15 protein-coding genes are annotated in these 20516 nt (G+C 42.5%); 3 read left to right on the forward strand and 12 right to left on the reverse strand.

What is annotated here, in order from left to right:
- Nucleotides 1-296: 296 nt before the first annotated feature.
- Nucleotides 297-773, forward strand: coding sequence for a hypothetical protein (locus PSI06_RS14805; protein ID WP_273604125.1), 477 nt, complete (start codon nt 297-299; stop codon nt 771-773).
- A 209-nt stretch (nt 774-982) separates the two neighbouring features.
- Entirely contained in the window at nt 983-1819 is an 837-nt protein-coding gene (locus PSI06_RS14810) for a mechanosensitive ion channel family protein (RefSeq protein WP_273604124.1), read from the forward strand.
- 50 nt (nt 1820-1869) lie between these two features.
- Here the strand turns inward: PSI06_RS14810 and tldD are convergent, their stop codons facing one another.
- The 11 genes from tldD to PSI06_RS14865 form a co-directional block, all read right to left on the reverse strand.
- A complete protein-coding gene (tldD, locus tag PSI06_RS14815; RefSeq protein WP_024032486.1) occupies nt 1870-3309 on the reverse strand; it encodes a metalloprotease TldD in 1440 nt (479 codons plus the stop codon).
- The gene (locus PSI06_RS14820; RefSeq protein WP_273605036.1) at nt 3306-4133 is read right to left on the reverse strand and encodes a carbon-nitrogen hydrolase family protein; all 828 of its coding nucleotides are present in this window, start codon (nt 4131-4133) and stop codon (nt 3306-3308) included. Before PSI06_RS14820 ends, tldD begins: the two co-directional genes overlap by 4 nt.
- Nucleotides 4130-7987 (reverse strand): YhdP family protein, encoded by a 3858-nt coding sequence (locus tag PSI06_RS14825; protein ID WP_273604123.1) that lies wholly within the window; start codon nt 7985-7987, stop codon nt 4130-4132. The genes PSI06_RS14820 and PSI06_RS14825 overlap by 4 nt, the downstream gene beginning before the upstream one ends.
- Complete coding sequence (gene rng, locus PSI06_RS14830; RefSeq protein WP_004585759.1) at nt 7987-9459, reverse strand: ribonuclease G; 1473 nt, start codon at nt 9457-9459, stop codon at nt 7987-7989. Before rng ends, PSI06_RS14825 begins: the two co-directional genes overlap by 1 nt.
- Before the next feature lies 1 nt (nt 9460).
- Nucleotides 9461-10030, reverse strand: coding sequence for a Maf family protein (locus tag PSI06_RS14835; protein ID WP_024032489.1), 570 nt, complete (start codon nt 10028-10030; stop codon nt 9461-9463).
- Complete coding sequence (gene mreD / locus PSI06_RS14840; RefSeq protein WP_004585757.1) at nt 10030-10509, reverse strand: rod shape-determining protein MreD; 480 nt, start codon at nt 10507-10509, stop codon at nt 10030-10032. The genes PSI06_RS14835 and mreD overlap by 1 nt, the downstream gene beginning before the upstream one ends.
- Entirely contained in the window at nt 10502-11344 is an 843-nt protein-coding gene (gene mreC, locus PSI06_RS14845; protein WP_273604122.1) for a rod shape-determining protein MreC, read from the reverse strand. The genes mreD and mreC overlap by 8 nt, the downstream gene beginning before the upstream one ends.
- Complete coding sequence (locus tag PSI06_RS14850) at nt 11344-12387, reverse strand: rod shape-determining protein (RefSeq protein WP_002958401.1); 1044 nt, start codon at nt 12385-12387, stop codon at nt 11344-11346. Before PSI06_RS14850 ends, mreC begins: the two co-directional genes overlap by 1 nt.
- Nucleotides 12388-12523: 136 nt before the next feature.
- Nucleotides 12524-14563, reverse strand: a complete 2040-nt coding sequence (locus PSI06_RS14855) for an SUMF1/EgtB/PvdO family nonheme iron enzyme (protein ID WP_004585755.1) — start codon at nt 14561-14563, stop codon at nt 12524-12526.
- A 176-nt stretch (nt 14564-14739) separates the two neighbouring features.
- The gene (locus tag PSI06_RS14860) at nt 14740-17823 is read right to left on the reverse strand and encodes a DUF6701 domain-containing protein (protein WP_273604121.1); all 3084 of its coding nucleotides are present in this window, start codon (nt 17821-17823) and stop codon (nt 14740-14742) included.
- A gap of 127 nt (nt 17824-17950) precedes the next feature.
- On the reverse strand, nt 17951-19165 hold the full coding sequence (locus PSI06_RS14865) for an RNA-guided endonuclease InsQ/TnpB family protein (RefSeq protein WP_273604120.1): 1215 nt from the start codon (nt 19163-19165) through the stop codon (nt 17951-17953).
- Between the two features lie 24 nt (nt 19166-19189).
- Between PSI06_RS14865 and tnpA the strand changes: the two genes are divergently transcribed.
- Entirely contained in the window at nt 19190-19603 is a 414-nt protein-coding gene (gene tnpA / locus PSI06_RS14870; protein ID WP_036932744.1) for an IS200/IS605 family transposase, read from the forward strand.
- Nucleotides 19604-19688: 85 nt separating this feature from the next.
- On the opposite strand, the gene PSI06_RS14875 is transcribed toward tnpA, so the two are convergent.
- On the reverse strand, nt 19689-20219 hold the full coding sequence (locus PSI06_RS14875) for an H-type lectin domain-containing protein (protein ID WP_273604119.1): 531 nt from the start codon (nt 20217-20219) through the stop codon (nt 19689-19691).
- Nucleotides 20220-20516: the final 297 nt, after the last annotated feature.

Raw genomic sequence — 20516 nt, forward strand, 5'->3', positions numbered from 1 at the left:
AAATACATAAAATAAAAACATAACCCATTAATTTAACAGCAAAAAAATTAGACCGATAAATTATAAAAAGTTTCTATAATGTTTTGGCTTTTAGCTATTTTTATAATTAAACTGCCGCGCATTGTTTTCTATTTGAGCTTTTATATGTTTTTACTGCGATCTTTTATTTACTTATTATGCTTAGCAGGTGTGGCTTTTTTAATTCAGCTTGAAGGTTTTGATTTACAGCAAAATGCACTTTACAGTGAAGAAACACTAACCGAACACATGCAAGATATTTTAACCTTTTAAGTTGTATGCTGTTTTTTTACGCCTCACGTATTCACTCTGATCTTAAAATAGCCGCGCTGTTACTGGCTGCTTTGTCGGCTGCTATGTTTGTTAGAGAATTTGACACCTACCTAGATATGTATGTGTTTGATGGCGCATGGCAAGCAATTGTATATACGCTGTTAGGGAGCGTACTACTTTACTTAAAAGCCCAACGAGGCTTTATTTACAGCTCGTTAAAAGCCTATTCACAAACACCAAGTTATGGTATTTGCCTATCTGGCTTAGTGACCTTACTCGCTTTTTCGAGAATGATGGGCAAGGGCGAGTTTTGGCACTCAGTTATGGGAGAGCAATACGTTCGGGTCGTTAAAAATATTATTGAGGAAGGCATAGAAACCCTGGGTTACACACTTATTTTTATCGCTGCCATTGAGCTTGTATTGTTTTGCCAAAAACACGCTAAACACACGCAAGCCTCTATTACAGAGCACACAGCCTAGCTGCTAAGTAATACCGGTTTAATTAAGTATTAGCCATTCTAGCGTGCAAAATAAAGCGCTAATAGGGTTTTAACGCTATTCACCTATTACTATAAATGGCTCATGCCTTAACACAATTGGTATAAGTGATTTTATGTAGCTTAAATTTGCTAATTGGTTTGATTACTCAATATACTTAGCGTGCCTATTGCTACTCGTATTTGGAAGTTATGATTAAAGACATACTCATGCACCCTTTTTTAGTTTCTGTGCTCGTGCTTGCCATTGCTTTTGTGCTTAAAGTACTGGTTGATAAACTAGCAAGAAACCGCGCTGAAAAAAAAGAAAAAGACATTCGTTACATCACTCATAACATTAAGCACTTTATTAATTTTGTTATGGTGCTGTCGCTGCTATTTGTGTGGTCGACCGAAATACAAAATTTTGCGCTGTCTATTGCTGCGTTTGCAGTAGCTATAGTGCTTGCAACTCGCGAGTTTATACAATGCGTTATAGGCTTTTTTTACCTAGTTACCACCCGCCCATTTAGAGTAGGTGATTGGATACAAGTAGGTGACTATTTTGGCGAAGTAGCCGAAACAGACTGGGTAAAAACCACCATGCATGAAATAGACATGCACACTTATCAGTTTTCGCGCAAAACAATTTATATACCAAATAATAAGCTGATCACCAGCTCAATTAAAAACCTTAATTATGTAAAGCGCTTTGTTACTCATCATTTTACTATTGTACGCAGAGAGAGCTTTAACCCTTATGTTATTCATGACGAATTAGTCAATCAGGCAAAACTATACTGCGAAGAGTTTCACGATGTAGCAACACGTTATAATTCGATGATAGAGCGTAAACTCGATGCCAAAATTTCGGGTCCGGCACCGGTTATTCATTTTGGCACTACAGAGCTTGGTGAGTTTAAAGCAAGCTTTACGCTATTTTGCCCAACCAACAAAGCACTTGAAATAGAGCATAAATTAACTGAGTGTTTTATGGCTTTGTGGTACGAACAGACGAAGAAGAACAAAGAAGAGCAAAGCGAGGCGTAAACCTCGCATTGGTAACCTATATAGCGCGAATTGCTTCGCGCTTTATTGTTTTATGCGGTGCCACCGACTGTAAGTTGGTCTATTTTAAGGCTTGGTTGACCTACCCCTACAGGTACGCTTTGGCCATCTTTACCGCAGACACCGACGCCTTTATCAAGGGCTAAATCGTTGCCTACCATAGAGATATGCTGCATCACCTCTGGGCCATTACCAATCAGTGTTGCACCTTTAATTGGCTGGGTAATTTTACCGTTTTCAATTAAGTACGCCTCTGATGCGCTAAATACAAACTTACCTGAAGTAATATCTACTTGGCCGCCACCAAAGTTTGGTGCAAATACCCCTTTTTTAACTGAGCTTATAATATCGGCTTGGCTATGCTCGCCCCCTAGCATGTAGGTGTTGGTCATACGCGGCATAGGTAAATGCGCATACGACTCACGACGTGCATTACCCGTTGGGTTTACACCCATTAAACGCGCATTGAGCTTATCTTGCATGTAACCTTTTAAAATACCGTTTTCGATAAGTACGTTATAAGCTGCAGGTGTGCCTTCATCGTCAACGTTAAGTGAACCGCGGCGATCGGCCATGGTGCCATCATCAACTACTGTACACAGCTCAGACGCTACTTTTTGCCCCACTTTACCGCTAAATGCCGAAGCTCCTTTACGGTTAAAGTCGCCTTCAAGGCCATGGCCTACCGCTTCGTGTAAAAGCACGCCAGGCCAGCCATTGCCTAACACAACTTCCATTGTGCCAGCTGGTGCATCAATTGCCTCTAAGTTTACTTTAGCTTGGCGTACTGCTTCTTCGGCAAAGCCCATCCAACGTGGCTTGCCTTCAACTAGTTCTTTAAAGTAACCATAATCTAAGCGTGCGCCGCCCCCTGCACCACCGCGCTCACGGCGGCCATTTTTTTCAAGTAAAACGGAGCAGTTTAAACGAATAAGCGGGCGTATATCGGTAGCAAACGTGCCATCGCTGGCAGCAATTAATACTTCTTCGTATACAGCCGACATTGAACTAATTACTTGCTCAGCATCAGGGGCGAGTTCGCGTATGTAATTTTCAAGCTCACGCAATAAACTCACTTTATCGCTGTCACTCATGCTTGATATTGGCTGATGCGGGGCAAATTGCTCTTTTGCTTTCACATCGCTAAATACTTTAATGGTTTTATCTTCGCCTGCATCGGCAATGCTACGAGCCGCCGTTGCGGCTTTGTTTAACGCTTCAAGGTTAATGGCATCAGAATAAGAAAACCCTGTTTTTTCACCACTAACGGCACGTACACCTACTCCGCGCTCAACATTGTAAGAGCCTTCTTTTACTAAGCCGTCTTCAAGCACCCATGACTCATGATGGCTTGATTGAAAGTATAAATCGGCGTAATCCACTTTGTGCTGATGAATATACCCAAGCGTTTTTTCGAGTTCTTCTCGATTTAGCTGGCTGTCGTGTAATAAATGCTGTTCAACCGAATTCATAATAAATGCTCTCTAAATCGTTGATGAGATTGCACGGGCATATCTCTTCTAATTTTATTTAACTGGTTTAGGTCGGCGTAACCGCTTATAAACCCTACCCCACTTTCAAGCGTTGCTATTTGCTCGCCCCATGGTGAAATAATAATACTGTGGCCGTATGTTTGGCGGCCATTTTGATGTGTTCCATACTGCGCAGTTGCAATAACGTAACACTGCGTTTCTATTGCGCGTGCTTTTAATAAGGGTTGCCAATGTACTTGCCCTGTAGGGACTGTAAAAGCACTGGGCACTAAAATTATTTCAGCCCCTTGGCGCGTAAGTGCGCTAAATAATCCGCTAAAGCGCAAATCATAACATACTGTTAAGCCAATTTTACCAAACGGTGTAGCAACAACCACCACATCATCGCCTGCTTGAGTAAAGTCTGACTCTCGATAGCTGGCGGTTTTATCGGCCACATCAACATCAAATAAATGCATTTTATTGTACGTGGCTACGCATTCACCTTGGCTATTAAATAAGTGCGAGGCCGCAAAGTATTTATTATTTTTGTGTGGCTCAGGGATAGTGCCCGCATTTAACCAAATATTATGCTTTTTACACAATGCACTTAATTGCTGCTTATAGTGTGTAATACGTTTAGCAACCGCTAGCGTATCATGGCCACTTTTACTAAATACTAAAAACGCCTCGGGTAAACATACAAGCATTGGCCTGGCTGCGGGGAGTTTATTTAACGCCTCGCCAAGGGTTGCCATGTTTTCGTCGGGGTTGGTGCCTGAGCACATTTGCAAAGCAATTATATTAGCGTTTAGCGTACTCATTGTGTTGCTGTTACCGCGGCATCTTTAAGTGTGAGAGTACTGGCCGCTTGCGGCTGATTTTGTGCAGCTTGCGGTAAGGTAACTTCTTTACTTTTACGCTCAAGCTCTTGTACCACAGGGTCATTCATTTTGCCGGTTACTTTAAAGTTAATTTCGGAGATCACCCTTGCTGAGTGAATAACCTTATCAAGCGCTAAAGCGGCAAGCCCTGTGACGGGATTAACCATCCAAGCCACAATAACCGGAATACTAGATGTTACTTGTGGTGCCACAGCTAAATCGTAATCTATTTCAAGGGTGTTTAAATTAGCATAGCCGTTAATCGTTAAATCGGCTGGCACGCCATCCATTTTGGTATCTTTTGTGTAGGCTATACCTTTATCTAGCTGCATAGAGCCTTTTAAGCTGTTGTAAAAAAAGCCTTTTGAAAATACATCTCTAAAATCGAGTTTTAATTTACGCACTAGCGAGTCAAGGCTAAGTAACGAAAACACACGTGCCCCACCATCACTTATTTCAGCAATGTGGCCTTCGCCTAAATCCCACTTAACTTCACCGCCCAAACTTGGTATATCAAAGTTATACGGGGCGCCTTGCCAAGCAAGGTTGTAGTTAATATCGGCTTTTGAGTCTTTTATTGCGGTGGTGATATCAAATTCATCAAATAGCGCGCCTATATCGTCACTTTTAAGTTCACCATTAAATTGCGTAAAGCCACCTTGCCATTGCCCTTTGGTACGTAAAATATGGTCGCCCTTATCAACCACAAGCTCAGAAATAGTGAGCTTGTCGCCTTCACCGACCAGCGAAGCGCTCACTTTATCAAGCTGATAACTTGCCACTTTACAATCTGCACATTCAAATTCAATGGCAGGTACTGTGTTAAGCCACGCTAGGTTTTGCTCTGGCAGTACATCGGTGATCTCAAGATCTTCTTCTACTTTAGGTGCAAAGTTAAGTCTTAAGTAATCGCTATTTATACGTATCGGCTGGCTTGGCTGAGAGTTGGGAATAAACACGTCAGCACGCAGCTCTTTGGCATTAAGCTTTAAATATAAGTCGTTTTGCTGGGGCGCTAAGCGCATTTCAAAATCGTTAAAAATAATGTCGCTAGCATTAACCTTGTCAATATGCGCAACCACTTCATTTAATGGCGGCATAATACCCTCAGACTGCTGGTCTGGCTTAGCTTGAGCGGCTTTAATTATTTGGTCTATTAATTCAAACCATGCTTCTAGTTGCGTTTGTTCAAGGTTAATATTAACGCTTAAATCTTTTTGATTTAGCCCTAAATCTTGCTCACCAAGAACAATATGCATATTACTAAATTGCGGCTGACCGTTTTCTAAAATCGCATTAAAATATAGCTGCTGATTAGCATTAGCCGTAATAAGATTTGAAATATCATCGCCTTGCACTATGCCCGTTAACGGCCAAACCTGTTCACTTGTTTTGCCATAGGGCGCTGGTAGCGTGCTCGTTAACCCTAGTAGCTCTGAGCTTACCTGAGCGCGGTAATTAAATCCTTGCTCAGTAAAATTAAGTGCAAGGCCTATATCAACTTCACTTTGCCCACTCAGGTACCCTTTCAGTACACCTTGCGCCTGGGTTGTTAGTGTATCTGCATTTAGTAAGGCCGTTATATCAATATTAGCGGTGTACTGCTGTGCTTCGCTTGCACTATTATAGTTAATGCTAAGCGGCATACCCAACCATGTAGCGCTGGCGTTTTGCATGCTAATTGTATCGTTTTCAAAGCTGAGCTCGCCGCTTAGTTTTTCAAGCGCAATGCCTGGGGCCGCAATATAAACAGGCAAATCGTTTAGTTTTACTTTGCCGCTTACACTGGCTCCACCTTTAAATTTAGAGCCAATTAAAAGAGTTACGCTTGCATCGGCTTGACCTTTGCCCTGCACCACTTCAAAAATATTGGCCAGTGGGTTTGCAATCGGGGTGGCTGCAAAAAAGTCATGCAGTTTTTCCATTTGCGCGCGTTTATCTATTTGTACAATGAGTTCATCAGCGTGCATTAAATCGGCAATACTCACTTGCACGCTATCGCCTACTTCTAAATTAACTAACTGGCCTTGCTGGCTATAAATATCCATTCGCTCGTTGGCAAAATGCAGCTGCACATTAGCGTTAGTTACTGCCGGCCAATTGGGGTCAAACGCATATGTTGCGTTATCTATTTGCGCGAGTACATCAAATTGGCCGCTGCCATCGGTGAAAGGAAAACCTGAAAGCGGACCTGCAAATAATACTTGCGCCTTAGCTACTTCGCCCCCTTTTATTGCACCATTTAAGTAGCTTACAAGTTGAGGGCTCATTGCCTTTAACGGAAAGTAGTGCCCAGCTACTGTGGCATCCGCTGCATAGGCTTCTGCGTATAGATCTAAGCGAGGATGGTCGCTAAGGCTTACATTTAACTCAGCCGCTAAGGTAACTTCGTTATTATCAAACCAAATATTATTACTGCTTACATTCCAGTAATTATCTGTTTTTGCTAAATCCAGATCGATATTAATTTGGTTGTAATCAATATTTTTACTGAAGCTGTCGCCGGTTATTAAAGTCCCGTTTTCGCCAAATAGCTGCACTCGCCCGCGCTGCTGATTTATAAGCCCCGAGACTCTAAGCGCCTGCGCTGCAGGAATACCAGACACTTCTTGCCAGCCAATATTATTAGCTGAAAACCATAACTGCCATTGCTCATCTGGATTAAGTTCTAGGTAGGCTTGATCGATAAAACCACTTGGTTTGCGGTTTAAAAGTGGCTGTAATGCTTCAAAGTTAGTTAACGACGCCAAGTTACTCAGTAAAGAAAGATCAACCTGCTGCAGCCATACTTTATTTTGCTTACCTAAGTTGGCCTCAAATTCTAGACTTGGCCAGGTTGTGTCGTTATTACTAAATGTTAGGCCCGTGCTTTTTAAGTGCCAAGCGTTTGCCTCAGGAAATAAATGAAATCCCCCTTCACTTAAGCTTACTTGTTTAGCTTGTTGGTTGTTTTGCCAGTGCACAAAGCTAGGTAACCACTGCATTTTTACATCGCTGATAAAACCATTTTCGAGCTTAAGCCAAGACTTTAAGTTTATGTCTGTGTAAAGCTGCTGTTTTTCAGTATTAATATATTGCGCCAACCAATTAGACACATCTACGCTATTTGCTTGTACGTAAATATCACCCGCAATTTGCTCTATAGTTTTGCCACTAAGCGCGATACGTGCGTCAAAGCTACCCACACTAATGCCGGGCAAGGCGAGGCTGCCGCTTCCTAAATGTTGTTCATCTTGGTTTTGCCATACTATGTTTTCGAGTAATAGCTTGCGCTCTCTACCGTCTTCTAAAATGAAATTAATACTCGAATTTTCAATAGCAAAATGCCCTGTATCTCCTAAAAATAGCTCTTCAATTAGCTCTTTTTGTTCAAACGAAACATCATCGTTATTAGTGTTATTAAATAAATTTTGAATATTTACACTGGTATGAAAGCCATTAATAACAAAGTAATTAGACTTTAACTGAAAGGCTTTAATGCTCTCCCATAGGTTAAGTTCTAAGCTTGTTTTGGCAATAGTGAGCGATATAGGCGCAGTTTCGTTATCCTTAAAGGAGAGCTCTTCTAATACCAAGGCAGGGCCGGCGCCATGCCAACTGGCAGAGATTGCGCCTATAGAAAGACTAATGGCAAATTTATCGTGCAGGTAGGTTTCTATATCGCCTTTGTAGTCGTTTGCATAAGGTAAGGTGTACTTTAAAATAGAAACAATCACGGCCAGTAATACTAAAATTATGGCGCAGGTTTGCCATAACTTTCTAAAACAAAAAAAACAGACCGCTTTCGTTTTCATTACATCATTACCACATCAAACTGCTCTTGGCTGTATAGGCTCTCTGTTTGAATATTGACCTGTTTTCCAATAAATAGTTCAAGTTCGGCAAGGTTATGATACTCATCATTGAGTAAGGCTTCACTTACAGCAGGTGCCGCATACACCATGAATTTATCGGCATCGTAGGCACGATTAACGCGCACTATTTCGCGCAGTATTTCATAGCATACGGTTTCGACTGTTTTTTGTGAGCCGCGTCCAGAGCAAGCCGGACATACATCACACAAAATATGCTCAAGGCTTTCGCGGGTGCGCTTACGGGTCATTTCTACTAAGCCTAATGCGCTTAAGCCGTTTATGTTGGCTTTTGCACGGTCTTTAGATAGTGCTGACTCTAGTGAATGTAATACTCTGCGTTTATGATCTTCGCTGATCATATCGATAAAATCGATAATAATAATACCGCCTAAGTTACGCAGGCGTAGCTGCCTAGCAATGGCTGATGTGGCTTCCACATTGGTATTAAAAATGGTTTCTTCTAAATTACGATGCCCTACAAATGCACCTGTATTCACATCAACTGTGGTCATCGCTTCGGTTTGGTCGATAATTAAATAACCGCCCGACTTAAGCGTGACTTTACGATGCAATGCTTTTTGAATTTCGGTTTCAACGTCAAATAAATCAAAAATTGGGCGCTCACCTGGGTAGTACTCAAGTGCCTGCGAAAGCAAAGGCACAAACTCCTCAGTAAACAGCTTTAGTTCTTGATAGGTTAGCTTAGAGTCAACTCTAATGCGCTCCATATCTTCACCTACGTAGTCGCGCAGGGTTCTAAATGCAAGCGTTAAGTCTTCGTGTAATATACTGGCTTTATTGGTTTTTTTACGACGTGATACAATTTTTTGCCACAGTTTTCGTAAAAATTCAGCATCGTGTCTTAGCTCCGCTTCGCTAGCGCCCTCTGCCGCTGTACGAACAATAAAACTGCCATTATCGTCGCCGTATTCTGCCACTATTTTTTTAAGTCGCGCACGCTCTTCTTCGGTTTCAATACGCTGACTAACACCAACATGCGTAGCGTCTGGCATAAACACTAAATAGCGCGAAGGTATAGTGATATCGGTAGTAAGCCTTGCTCCTTTAGTGCCTAGTGGGTCTTTAACCACTTGCACCATAATGTATTGCCCTTGGCGTACTAGCTCACGTATGTCTTGTACTTTTTTTATTGGCTCGTCGTCTACACCCTCAACTATTGAGGCACTATTGACTATGTCTGATGCATGTAAAAAAGCGGCTTTTTCTAGGCCTATATCAACAAAAGCAGCTTGCATGCCTGGCAGTACGCGGCTTATTTTTCCTAAATAAATATTGCCTACAATACCTAGGTTGCCTATACGCTCTAGTTGAATTTCTTGTAATACACCGTTTTCGATTAGGGCAACACGGCTTTCACTTGGCGTGACATTTATTAGTAATTCTGTACTCATGTTACCTTCTTAAGAATGCTTGTAATAATTGTTCGGTCTCGTATAAAGGTAAGCCTACAACAGCAAAATAGCTACCCGCAATGTGTGTAACAAAGCGACCACCTAAGCCTTGAATGCCATAACCACCGGCTTTATCTTGTGGCTCGTTTGACTCCCAATAGCTATTTATTTCTTCATCGCTGAGGGTTTTAAAGGTCACATCGGTACTCACCACACAACTTAGTACATCTGTTTGTGTAGCAAAAGCAACGGCAGTAAGCACTTGATGTGTATTACCAGATAAACGTTTAAGTGTTGTTATGAAATCGTTTTTATCGCGTGGTTTACCCAATGATTCGTTATCAATAACAACCACAGTATCGCTACCAAGCACTGGGCGGTCTGTGTAACCAAGCGCTACGCCTGTTTGCGCTTTTAAGCGAGCTAAGCGCTCAACCAATGCATGAGGCTGCTCGTTTGCAAGTGGGGTTTCATCTGCATCTACACTAAATTGTTCAAACTCAATGCCTAACTGACTCAACAACTCTTTACGTCGCGGGGAGGCTGATGCCAAATATACTGCGGTTGTCATTACCTGATCCTAAAATGTCTACGGTATTTGCGAAGAAGTAAAAAGACCCAAAACCAGCTGACCATACCGGTCGCCACTGGCCACAGGTATTGTGGATTAAAATAAACACCTAATAAAAAGTGATTTAACCAAAATTGCATTAAGTGATACAAGGTTAAAAATAAGCCCACTAATAAGCTTTGCTGCCAAAGCGAAAAGTTACGTATTTTTTGAAAGTTACTTGCGGTCACAAATATACAAATAGAATACGTGAGTGAGTTAACCCCTAATGGCGAGCCTAAGGCTAAGTCCATGAGTAGGCCAACAACCCACGCGGTACCAATATTTAATCTATGCGGCACTGCCAGCGACCAGTACATTAATACCAGTAACACCCAATCAGGTCTGAAGGGCTCAAACGAAAAAGGCAGTGGCATTAATGCCATAATTAAAGCAAAAAAGATGCTTAGGGCAATTAACAATGAATAACGATTAATCATCGCTGATTTGCTCCTGTTGATTGCGCCATAAAATAACCAACAAACGAATACGGTCTAGCTGTGCAATAGGCTCTGCAAATACTTGAGCAAATGGGCGCCCTTCATCGCGGTTTATTTCGGTGACAACGGCCACCGGATAACCTTCAGGAAACGTACCGCCAAGCCCCGAGGTCACGAGTACATCGCCAATGCGCACATCAAGGCTATGAGGTACATGCGAAAGCTTAACAACGTTAATTTTACCTATGCCTTCAACTACCGTGCGTACGTCGTTTCGTAGTATACGTACCGGCGTAGCATGAGTTGTGTCGGTCATTAGTAGCACGCGCGATGTGGTAGAGCCTACTTTTGTTAATTGGCCAACAACCCCCATTTCATCAATTACGGCTTGGCCTTCGCTTAGGCCGTCGGTGGTACCGCGGTTAATAACCACTTGATGACTATAAGGGTTTGAATGTACAGAAAGTACTTGGGCTATTTTTTTACGATTAGATTGCTTAGCCGATGAGCCAAGTAAAGCGCGTAGCTTTTGGTTTTCGCTGGCTAAAAATTGGTATTGCTGCAATTGCTCGCTTTGTAGCATTTGCTTTTTTTTCAGCGCTTCGTTTTCGCTCAGTAACTGATCGCGGGTATGCAGGCTTTTAGCACCTAAGCTAAATATTTCGTAAGGTAGGTTGGCAACGTAAATTAATGGGCTAACAAGTGTATTAAGGCTTGTACGTACAACCGTACCGCCTTGTGTAAACTTATCGCCCGCAATGAGCACTATGCTCAAAAGCACTGCGACAAAAAGTCGCAGTTGCAAAGAGCTGGTTTGTCCAAACAGTAATTTCATTAATCGTAACTAAAAACGTCACCACCATGAACATCAATCATTTCAAGTGCTTTACCGCCGCCACGTGCTACACACGTAAGTGGATCATCGGCAACAACCACAGGAATGCCTGTTTCTTCCATTAATAAACGATCTAAATCTTTTAATAGTGCACCACCGCCAGTCAGAACCATACCGTGAGCTGAAATATCTGATGCAAGCTCAGGTGGAGACTGCTCAAGTGCAACCATTACGGCACTTACAATGCCCATTAGCGGCTCTTGGAGTGCTTCTAAAATTTCGTGCGAGTTAAGTGTAAATGAGCGAGGAACACCTTCGGCTAAGTTACGACCGCGTACTTCAATTTCAATTGGTTCGTCAGTTTTAAAAGCAGAGCCAATTTGATGTTTAATATTTTCAGCCGTTGCTTCACCAATTAGGCTACCAAAGTTACGGCGCACATAATTAATAATGGCTTCATCAAATTTATCGCCACCGATACGCACAGACGATGAGTAAACAACACCGTTTAGTGAAATAATAGCAACTTCGGTAGTACCACCACCAATATCAACAACCATAGAACCGGTTGCTTCTGATACTGGTAGCCCAGCACCAATTGCTGCGGCCATTGGCTCTTCAATTAGGTACACTTCGCGCGCGCCGGCACCCATTGCTGATTCGCGGATTGCACGCTTTTCTACTTGGGTTGCACCACACGGTACACAAATAAGTACACGCGGGCTTGGGCGCATAAAGTTATTGTTGTGCACTTGTTTTATAAAGTGTTGTAACATTTTTTCGGTTACATAAAAGTCGGCTATTACGCCATCTTTCATTGGGCGAATCGCTTTAATATTACCCGGTGTACGCCCTAGCATTTGTTTTGCTTCTGTACCCACAGAAGCAACACTTTTAGGTCCACCAGCGCGTTCTTGACGAATAGCTACAACTGAAGGTTCGTTAAGTACAATACCTTCTTCTTTTACATAGATAAGGGTATTGGCTGTACCCAAGTCGATCGATAGATCGTTTGAAAAAATACCACGGAGTTTTTTAAACATGAGGCTGGATGACCTTTGAAATACGTTCTTATGTTAGCTGCACTCACTTTAACATGCCTAATTAGATGAGCAATATAAAGCGCAGCTACCTTTGTTAATTTGTGAAAAAAGGAAGCTAGGCTTCCTTGGTTAAATGCTATCGTTCGCGGACTAAGCGAAAGCCAATGTAGTTAGATCTAAAATCTGGCGCTAAAATTAATCGTGTTGAAGCACGTGCAAGGCTTGGTGCAAAGTTCCACGCTCCGCCTCTTACTGCAACATCAGATTCGCCTGACTCTTTAGCTGTCCATTCCCACACATTGCCTACGGTGTCGTATAATCCAAATGCGTTAGGAGAAAAAGAACCCACCGGTGCTGCACGTTTGTTTGACCATTCGCTACCACACCAACCACAGTTAGCTAAATTTTTACCTATTTCGTTACCCCAAGGGTATTCTGTTTCTGTACCTGCGCGAGCGGCGTATTCCCATTCAACTTCATTAGGTAAACGGTACTGCTGCCCGGTTTCGCCAGAGAGCCATTCGGCGTACGCTTTCGCGTCGTTAAATGTTAAACACACAGCAGGAAAATCGCTGCTTTGTTCAAAACCTGGGTTACGCCAGTTTAAATTAGCTTCCCATACGGGTTCGCCATTTAAATAATAAGCACACCCTTTGCTTTGCTCTGCTTGTGTTTTATACCCAGTACTTGCTACAAACGCTTCGTAGGCACCTACGGTAACCTCTTTGGTTTGCATTGCAAATGAGCTGGCTATCACTTTTTCAATAACCGGGCGTTCATTTGCTAAACCATTGCCGTTAATATCGCCCATCTTAAATTTACCGGCGGGCACAACTACAACATTATTTTGTACATCAGCAGAGCGATTAGTGCTTGCTGTACGACTTACAGGTTTTGGTTGCTCGCGAGTGTAAGCCGGTGCAGCAATCGACTCAGACTTTTTTACTAAGTTAGCATGAATAGTCTGTGCTTTAGTTAAATCAACTCTTACTTTGTAAGGCTTATAACCTAATTTACGTATTTCTACGTTATGCACACCACGCGGTAAACGCGTAACTAAACGCGTAGAGCCAAAGCTCACCCCATCAATAAACACTTCATCATCGTAAACATTTGAACGTAAAGTCAGCTCAACTTGCTGATTTTTCTCTTTATTTATAATTGATGGATAGTTTTTTTTTGTAGGTGCAGCTTTCACTGAGTAATCGCGCACTGGCTGATTGTTCATTCGCGATACAGACACAGTGTCGGTATTATCCGCGGCGTTGCTGAATGTTAACTGACTATCAGAGTAGGTTGTACCGTAACCAGGCTGATACGCTGTCGCGAGTGGCGAGCCATATTCAGAACAATAACGGTTATCTACGTTTAATAAGTTACATAGGCGGCTGCTGTTTACTTCGCCGCGCATGGTTACGCTTAAGTTAACGTTGTAATTGCCTTGTCCGCTAAATGCACTGTTAACTACATGGCTACTTAAAATTTGTACTTGTGCGCCTGCCATGTTGCGTTTTGGTTCAACAATTCGCTCTTCTGTTAAATTAGCAAATATTTGATCAACAAAGCGCTTAGTGGCTTTTTGTAAACCCATTTGCTGGCCGCGTTGCTCACAAGCTGCGAGCGTTTCGGTACGCTTACAGTTAATTGTGTGGTTTACTTCCAGTGTACCTTCGCGGGTAAACTCATTACGTAAACGCTCGACTCGGGCTGTAGTTAATTGCTCTTTTAAGCTTTCTAAGGTGTTTAAAAGCGTATGTTTTGCAACACGAATTTGCTCTATATCTTTACGATGAGATGCAATTGCCGCCAACTGCATTGAGATGTCGTCTTTATTTTGCTTATGATCAACCACGGCTTTTTGATAGCGCGATTGGGCAGCACTAATATCAAGCGTAGGATCGTCAATTAAGCGGCGATACATTTCGTTCATCGCATCAAGTGCTTGGTTTTTCTCTTTATCAAGCTCTGTAGAGCGAGAACGAAGTAGTTCAAGTTGGTTTTGTAACTGACTTTCTTCTTTTAAGTGTTTTTCAAGTATTTGTGTCGAGTTATCGTATTCTGTTTGTTTAATACTAATCTCTGATTCAATTCCGGTTACTGTTGCTGTGTCTTGTGCAAATGCACTACTAGCTAACAAACTAGCGGAAATTAACAGAGATAAAGGAGCAATTCGCATATATTCCAGTCCCAAAAAGCGGCAATTATTTGGTCGTTATTATTGTTTATTAGAGTGTACTCACTTTTGAAAGCTGAACATTTTTCAACCATCAAAAATCAATACACCCAACGCCTTATGCTATGTACTTGAAGCACAAAACACAAGCTTTGTTCAATTATTATCTTAGTTTACAACTATTCTCTTGTTTCACGCCAGTAAATAACCCGATCATTTCCTCTAAAGCGACCAAATTGCAAAATAGCATGGGGATCTTGCTGTGAATTATCACCAAGCCAATCCCACTTTAACCAATTTTCTGTTTCGTATTCTAATGTAAATGTACCACTGTCATTTGGTGATGCATAAATAGCATTGTTTGTAGGGTAGCTGCCTGCTTCTAATGAACCCGCTGCACCTGCACCATACTCATAGCTTAATATTGGCGTTGATGGCGATATTTGGGATAACTGCGGATGCTCAAATACACTGCAGTTATCTTCGGTATTTAATACAAAGCCTGTTCCATTAAAGTACTGAGCCTGCATAGGCACACGTAATGAGTCTAAATCTGAGCCGGCATTGTTGCCTAGCACTAAGCGTCCAAAGCGAAAGTCTATTGGCACATCATTTAAACGCACGCTATTGCAATCAGTGCTGCAGCTTGCTTGCGTACTCGGCTCATCGTTAGCATCAATTAACGTAGCGCCTTCTGTATTAGTGACGGTGGCCATAAGATTAACCATAGTAAATGGGCCGTCGGGGTTATTTATAGCCAAGCGCGTTAACATGGCAGTGCTGTCGCTCATTTGCCACTGTCCATCGGCTAGGGTGTTCCAATTATTGCTGCTTATATTGGCTAACCTGCTGGTTAGCGTGGTTGCTGGTACATAATTACCAGCTTGATTGTTTTCGGCATTTATTTGTACTTGGGCTTTTTCAAAGCCTTGTTTGTAATTAGCCATTAGCTGGTTGTTATGATTAAGCGCTTGTACCGTAAAACCAAGCTCAAATGGCTGATCTAAATAGGTTAAATTACTGCCTAACTGTGTACATTGCGCAGCAGCTTGAACACCTAATATTTGATAGTGCGATGGAGCAAATCGCCCTACGTTGTTTAGCTGCCCTTTTACATCGCCCACACCAAAATAATCGCCATCTTGTAAACCCGCAAATACGTTTATAATACCCACTTGGTCATAAGCGTACTGTGATATGGATTCACTCAAGTTTCCCGTATCAGTAAAGGCAAGGGTATTTAGCGCTTCAATTTGCCCCTCATTACCAGAGCTGGGTAATACTAAGCTATGTGTTACTAAAGGTGACTCGCTAATGAAGTGTTTGGCAATGGGATTGCTATGAATAGCGCTATAGTTATCAGGTATCCCATCGTTGTTATTGTCTTGCCCTGCACGCCACTGTACTGCATTCATTTTTAAATCAAATGACTCACCCGTTAATCTAAATAAACTATCGTTTGCTGTTTGGGCATAGCCGTCACTTGCAACTTGCATCGCTAACCCAAAGGGCTTAACTACATATTCGTTAGAGCTGCCGGTGAAGCTTACTGATAAATTAGTTACTGGGTCTAATACAATTGTTGCCCGTGCATTTAAGCTTAATTTAGCGGCATCAGGGTAGTTAATAGCAATAGGGGCTTTTGAGTCTTGATCAAAGGTGAGCGAAAAAGTTTGATATGCTTGCTGCACGCTATACGTATTGGCATTATTACTAAGTTGTATTGGATCTGAACACGTAGCGCCGGCACTGCAGCTATAAGCTAAATCTAAATCAACTTGACCACCTGCAGGGAATGCGGCTTCGCATACGGCTGTTGTGGTATTTGTTTTAACCGCTTGAATGGATAGCTCGGCGGCATTAAAACCCTCGCTAGAGGGTTTACCTGATAATTGAGTGGGGATACTCGTTGTATTGGCGGTGTCATTATTAAAAATAAACCCTGCATCAGAAAAAACCACTTTGCACCCGCCCAGCCCTACGTTATTACCATTAATATAACAACGCAGCGGTGCGGATGGGTCGGCGGTATTATAGCCAAGTGTGACGGTCCCTGTGGTACGCTTTGCAAGCGCTACGGTGGCAGAGCCTGTAAAGGTAATATTTTCACCGCTTACCCAGCTTTGTTGGCCACTGTTATCTGGAGACAGGTCAAGTGCGGAGGGCTCATCGTACAGTAAATCACATGCATCGTTTGCACAGGCGGTTAATGTCATTTCTTTAGCTTGACAGGTTAAGCCTTGGTTATCACTTAATGATATGCGGTAGTGATCAAGCAAAACCGGCGTAAAAATACCGCAAAATCCAGGAATACTCTCTGGCACTGTTAACGCATCAAACGTAGAGCTGCCCTCGGTTATTACTTGTGTTGCAGCGGTTATAGAGCCCTGGTATGTGACATTTTGGGCAATTCTTACCTCCCCCGTTGCGACAATGTATGCAGCAATATTTGCATCGGCCGCAATGGCAACATCACCATCGACGTATATAGCTAAATACGCTCCTTCCTCAACCGCAATATTCGTTTTGCCTATGTTCAAAAATGCGCTAGAAATTAGCGACGATGTATCTTTTAAAAAGATACGGGTGGGCGCTGTTACCTTATACTCATCTTCCAATAAGTTAAGTGCTAGTTCGTCATAAAAATAATCGCCCGCTAACGATACAGGCACATCACCGGTAGAGCTTCCATCGTTTGTGACCGTGGGTACTTGCGCAGCTTGATTTGGCTCAAGGGAGTTATACCCAGTGGCCACACAGCCTTGGCCATTACACAAAGGCGGGTTGGTGAGTGCCGTTGATATTAAATTAGTGGTGGTAATAAATTGTGCATTGCTATCGGTTATTTCCACACCTTGAACAAGCTGCACTTGTCCATCATTGTAGGTAGAAATAGCGCCAGGAAATAAAGTATCGCAATCTAAAATATCGCCATTAAATACAAACGTACTGGTCATAGCTAATATAGAAGCTTCTTCTTTTACGTGGTTACGCTCTCTGTCGCCATCACGGTCTTCATCAACCACCAGCCCTAACCGATCCGCTCTTAAATTACAGCTGCGCAGCCACCCACCGTCTTCTTCAAGTCGGGAATTTTTACTTGCCACCACCAGCGGTGCCTCACTAAAGTTATTGTTAAAATTAAAGTAGTTACACCCATCATTCCAACCATCAACTTCGAATCCTGTAAAAAAGGTCTCCCACGACACTTCTACCCCATTGTCATCGGTAAAGGTGCGATTGCTGCCAGGCTCTACAGCCATGTAGGCCACCGTTTCAGTTTGAATAACACCTAATGCGGTTTCTGAGGCCTCTAACGCTATATTTACCCCGCTTATGAACAACTCCCACTAAACGCTGCGCGTTTTGAAGGAGTTTCAAAAAGAAAGCCTAAGCTACCTTTTTAGGCTGGTTCCCAGCCTGAATACCTAACGCCCAGTTTAAGTTAACTTGCGCACTGGCTACATCGCGGGGCTTCTCACAACCACATTCGCATGAGTGCCAGCGGTCTGCTAAGGATTTCTTCTTCTTAGCTCCGCAGTCTGGGCAGGTTTGACTTGGCTTAACTTGCTTTGTTGGTACTTCAACAAATTCGCTACTAGCTTCTTCCGCTTTGTATCGCAGCAAATTAAGAGTCATGGCTGGCGCGGTGTTCAGAATTTCCCGATTCAGACCAGCCTTTTGTTTCACCATTTTTCCGTTTTTCTCGACAGTACCTTTGGCACTGCGAGTCATGTTCTTAACGGTGAGTTTTTCGGTGGCGATCAATGCCGCCACTTCAACTAGTTTTGCAGTTTCTTTATGAGTAAAATCGAGTCTTTGACGGGCGATTTTCTGGTGGAGTTTGGCTATTTGATGCTTTAATTTTCGCTGGGTGCGAGTGCCTTTTTTCGCTAACGCGAGGTCACGTTGTAAAGAGGTTAATCGCTCTTTGCTGTTTCTGAGGTAACGGGGGTTTTCGACTTGCTCAAAATTACCATCCTGATCGATTGTCGAAAAGTAATGAGAAACACCCCAATCCAAGCCAACAGCTTTAGTGCCACAGTTTCTCTCAATGGTGTCATACTCCATTGAAACTGAAATGAACCACTCACCATTCTTTCGGATGATTTCGCCAGTTTTCGGCTTGCCTCCTGTGTTTCTAGCTTTACCTCGGATCTTAACGATACCAACATCAGCCAAATAAACAGCACCATGCTTTTTTTCTTTCAGGTTGAGCTTCCAACCATCACCATGAGCCTTGTAGCCCCAACCTTTAAAGCGTTGAAATGGTTTAAAACGTGGGAATCCAGCTTTCTTATCACCTTTTTTGAGCCGTCTAAAAAAACCGTCAAAAGCCAGTGCAACACGTTTTAATGTGACTTGCTCACTCTGAGCATTAGCATTGAAAATGCCATGCGCTTTACGATTATTACGCCACAGAGTGTTGATTTTGCACTGTTCGTGAAAGTTAAGACTGTAATTAGAATCACGATATGTTTCGATGCGATCACGTAAAGCCCAGTTGTACAACTGGTGATGGTGGACAAACAAATCCATCAGCGATTCTTCTTGAGAAACTGATGATTTCATTTTATATGTAACTTTACGGATTGCTTTTTTCATAACAACTAATTATATTTAGCTGTTATGAAAAAACAAGCCCTAAATACGCTGTATCACAGCGTTTATAATATTCACTATCATTTAGTTCTTGTGACTAAATATCGTCATCGCTGTATCACGCCAGAGGTTGCCGCGTACTTAGAATCTCAGTACAAAAGGTTGTTAAAATCTTGGGATTGTGAGCTTTTGGAGTGCAATGGTGAGCCAGATCACCTTCACCTTTTAATTTCTGCTAATCCCAAGATGCAACCAAGTAAAATGGTGAACAGTTTAAAAACTGCTACATCAAGACTTGTGCGAAAGGAGTTTTCCGAACACTTGGGTGAGTTTTACTGGAAGCCAGTTTTTTACAGCAGAAGTTATTGTCTGGTTAGTTGCGGAGGTGCACCACTTGAAATCGTGAAGCAATATTTAGCTCAGCAGGAAGGATTTGATTAAAGCCACCACTTCGTGGTGGTGCGCCTTTCACCACCACCTAAATTAACTCGCTTTGGCTCATTAGATTTAGATGGAGCACTTGGCGCTATTGGGTAGATAAGGAACCACTTTGCACTGCAATGGTTAAAAAAGGCACAAGCGCTTGAGACGGCGGGTTACTATCTAAACTATTTAGTGTTTGTAACGAATGAAAAAAGTTAGGCCTTACGGCAAACGGTTTATTAAAAGTCAGTGATTTGTAACCTTTAGGCGTGATGGGGGCAAACCCCGACTTATCACCGTATTGTAGCTCAAGGCGTAAGTCGGTGTTTCCCACTTCCATAATGGTCCCATCAGGAAATTCATGCACACCATATTCTACCGCTAAATAGTGCGCGCCCATGGTTATATGCTCACCATCTTCTCCTGATGGCTCAAGTGGCAATGCTTCAAACCCTGTGGTTGTTACATTGCGTATTCTCACTATAGCGGGGTTACCGCCTTGATTAGTGGACAACATAAATACCGCAGGTGGGGTTATGTATTGCTGCTGAAAATTTATTTTTGTCCATATGGGTGAAGTGTACGTGTCTTGTAGCTCTATAAATCGCCCTTCAATTTTAGGCGGTACAGCCATAGCGCATCGGCTTAGTAGCAAACTTAATAAACATAACATACAGAGGGTATATTTGCTCATGGTAATGTTTTAGCCTCCACACTTAGAGTACGTTGAGTTTGCCAATATTCCTTTTGACATGCTGCACCGGCAGCACAATCATTGGCAGCGCACGTTGCAGAGCTTTGTAAGTAACCTGAGCTGCACATAAGAAATGGAACTAAATGCCCTTGCGGTGATCAGATCTTTCGACCAAGAAACATAAGATTACCAAGGCAAGGGCATGAATAACTTAGATGCAATTTACGTAGATGTCGA

The sequence above is a fragment of the Pseudoalteromonas sp. GABNS16E genome (assembly GCF_028598715.1).
GTDB classification, from domain to species: domain Bacteria; phylum Pseudomonadota; class Gammaproteobacteria; order Enterobacterales; family Alteromonadaceae; genus Pseudoalteromonas; species Pseudoalteromonas atlantica.

What these genes read in the sequence shown, in the direction of transcription:
- PSI06_RS14805 (WP_273604125.1), top strand. Translation starts at nt 297, where the DNA reads ATGCTGTTTTTTTACGCCTCACGTATTCACTCTGATCTTAAAATAGCC.
- PSI06_RS14810 (WP_273604124.1), top strand. Translation starts at nt 983, where the DNA reads ATGATTAAAGACATACTCATGCACCCTTTTTTAGTTTCTGTGCTCGTG.
- tldD (WP_024032486.1), bottom strand. Translation starts at nt 3,309, where the DNA reads ATGAATTCGGTTGAACAGCATTTATTACACGACAGCCAGCTAAATCGA.
- PSI06_RS14820 (WP_273605036.1), bottom strand. Translation starts at nt 4,133, where the DNA reads ATGAGTACGCTAAACGCTAATATAATTGCTTTGCAAATGTGCTCAGGC.
- PSI06_RS14825 (WP_273604123.1), bottom strand. Translation starts at nt 7,987, where the DNA reads ATGAAAACGAAAGCGGTCTGTTTTTTTTGTTTTAGAAAGTTATGGCAA.
- rng (WP_004585759.1), bottom strand. Translation starts at nt 9,459, where the DNA reads ATGAGTACAGAATTACTAATAAATGTCACGCCAAGTGAAAGCCGTGTT.
- PSI06_RS14835 (WP_024032489.1), bottom strand. Translation starts at nt 10,030, where the DNA reads ATGACAACCGCAGTATATTTGGCATCAGCCTCCCCGCGACGTAAAGAG.
- mreD (WP_004585757.1), bottom strand. Translation starts at nt 10,509, where the DNA reads ATGATTAATCGTTATTCATTGTTAATTGCCCTAAGCATCTTTTTTGCT.
- mreC (WP_273604122.1), bottom strand. Translation starts at nt 11,344, where the DNA reads ATGAAATTACTGTTTGGACAAACCAGCTCTTTGCAACTGCGACTTTTT.
- PSI06_RS14850 (WP_002958401.1), bottom strand. Translation starts at nt 12,387, where the DNA reads ATGTTTAAAAAACTCCGTGGTATTTTTTCAAACGATCTATCGATCGAC.
- PSI06_RS14855 (WP_004585755.1), bottom strand. Translation starts at nt 14,563, where the DNA reads ATGCGAATTGCTCCTTTATCTCTGTTAATTTCCGCTAGTTTGTTAGCT.
- PSI06_RS14860 (WP_273604121.1), bottom strand. Translation starts at nt 17,823, where the DNA reads ATGGCTGTAGAGCCTGGCAGCAATCGCACCTTTACCGATGACAATGGG.
- PSI06_RS14865 (WP_273604120.1), bottom strand. Translation starts at nt 19,165, where the DNA reads ATGAAAAAAGCAATCCGTAAAGTTACATATAAAATGAAATCATCAGTT.
- tnpA (WP_036932744.1), top strand. Translation starts at nt 19,190, where the DNA reads ATGAAAAAACAAGCCCTAAATACGCTGTATCACAGCGTTTATAATATT.
- PSI06_RS14875 (WP_273604119.1), bottom strand. Translation starts at nt 20,219, where the DNA reads ATGGCTGTACCGCCTAAAATTGAAGGGCGATTTATAGAGCTACAAGAC.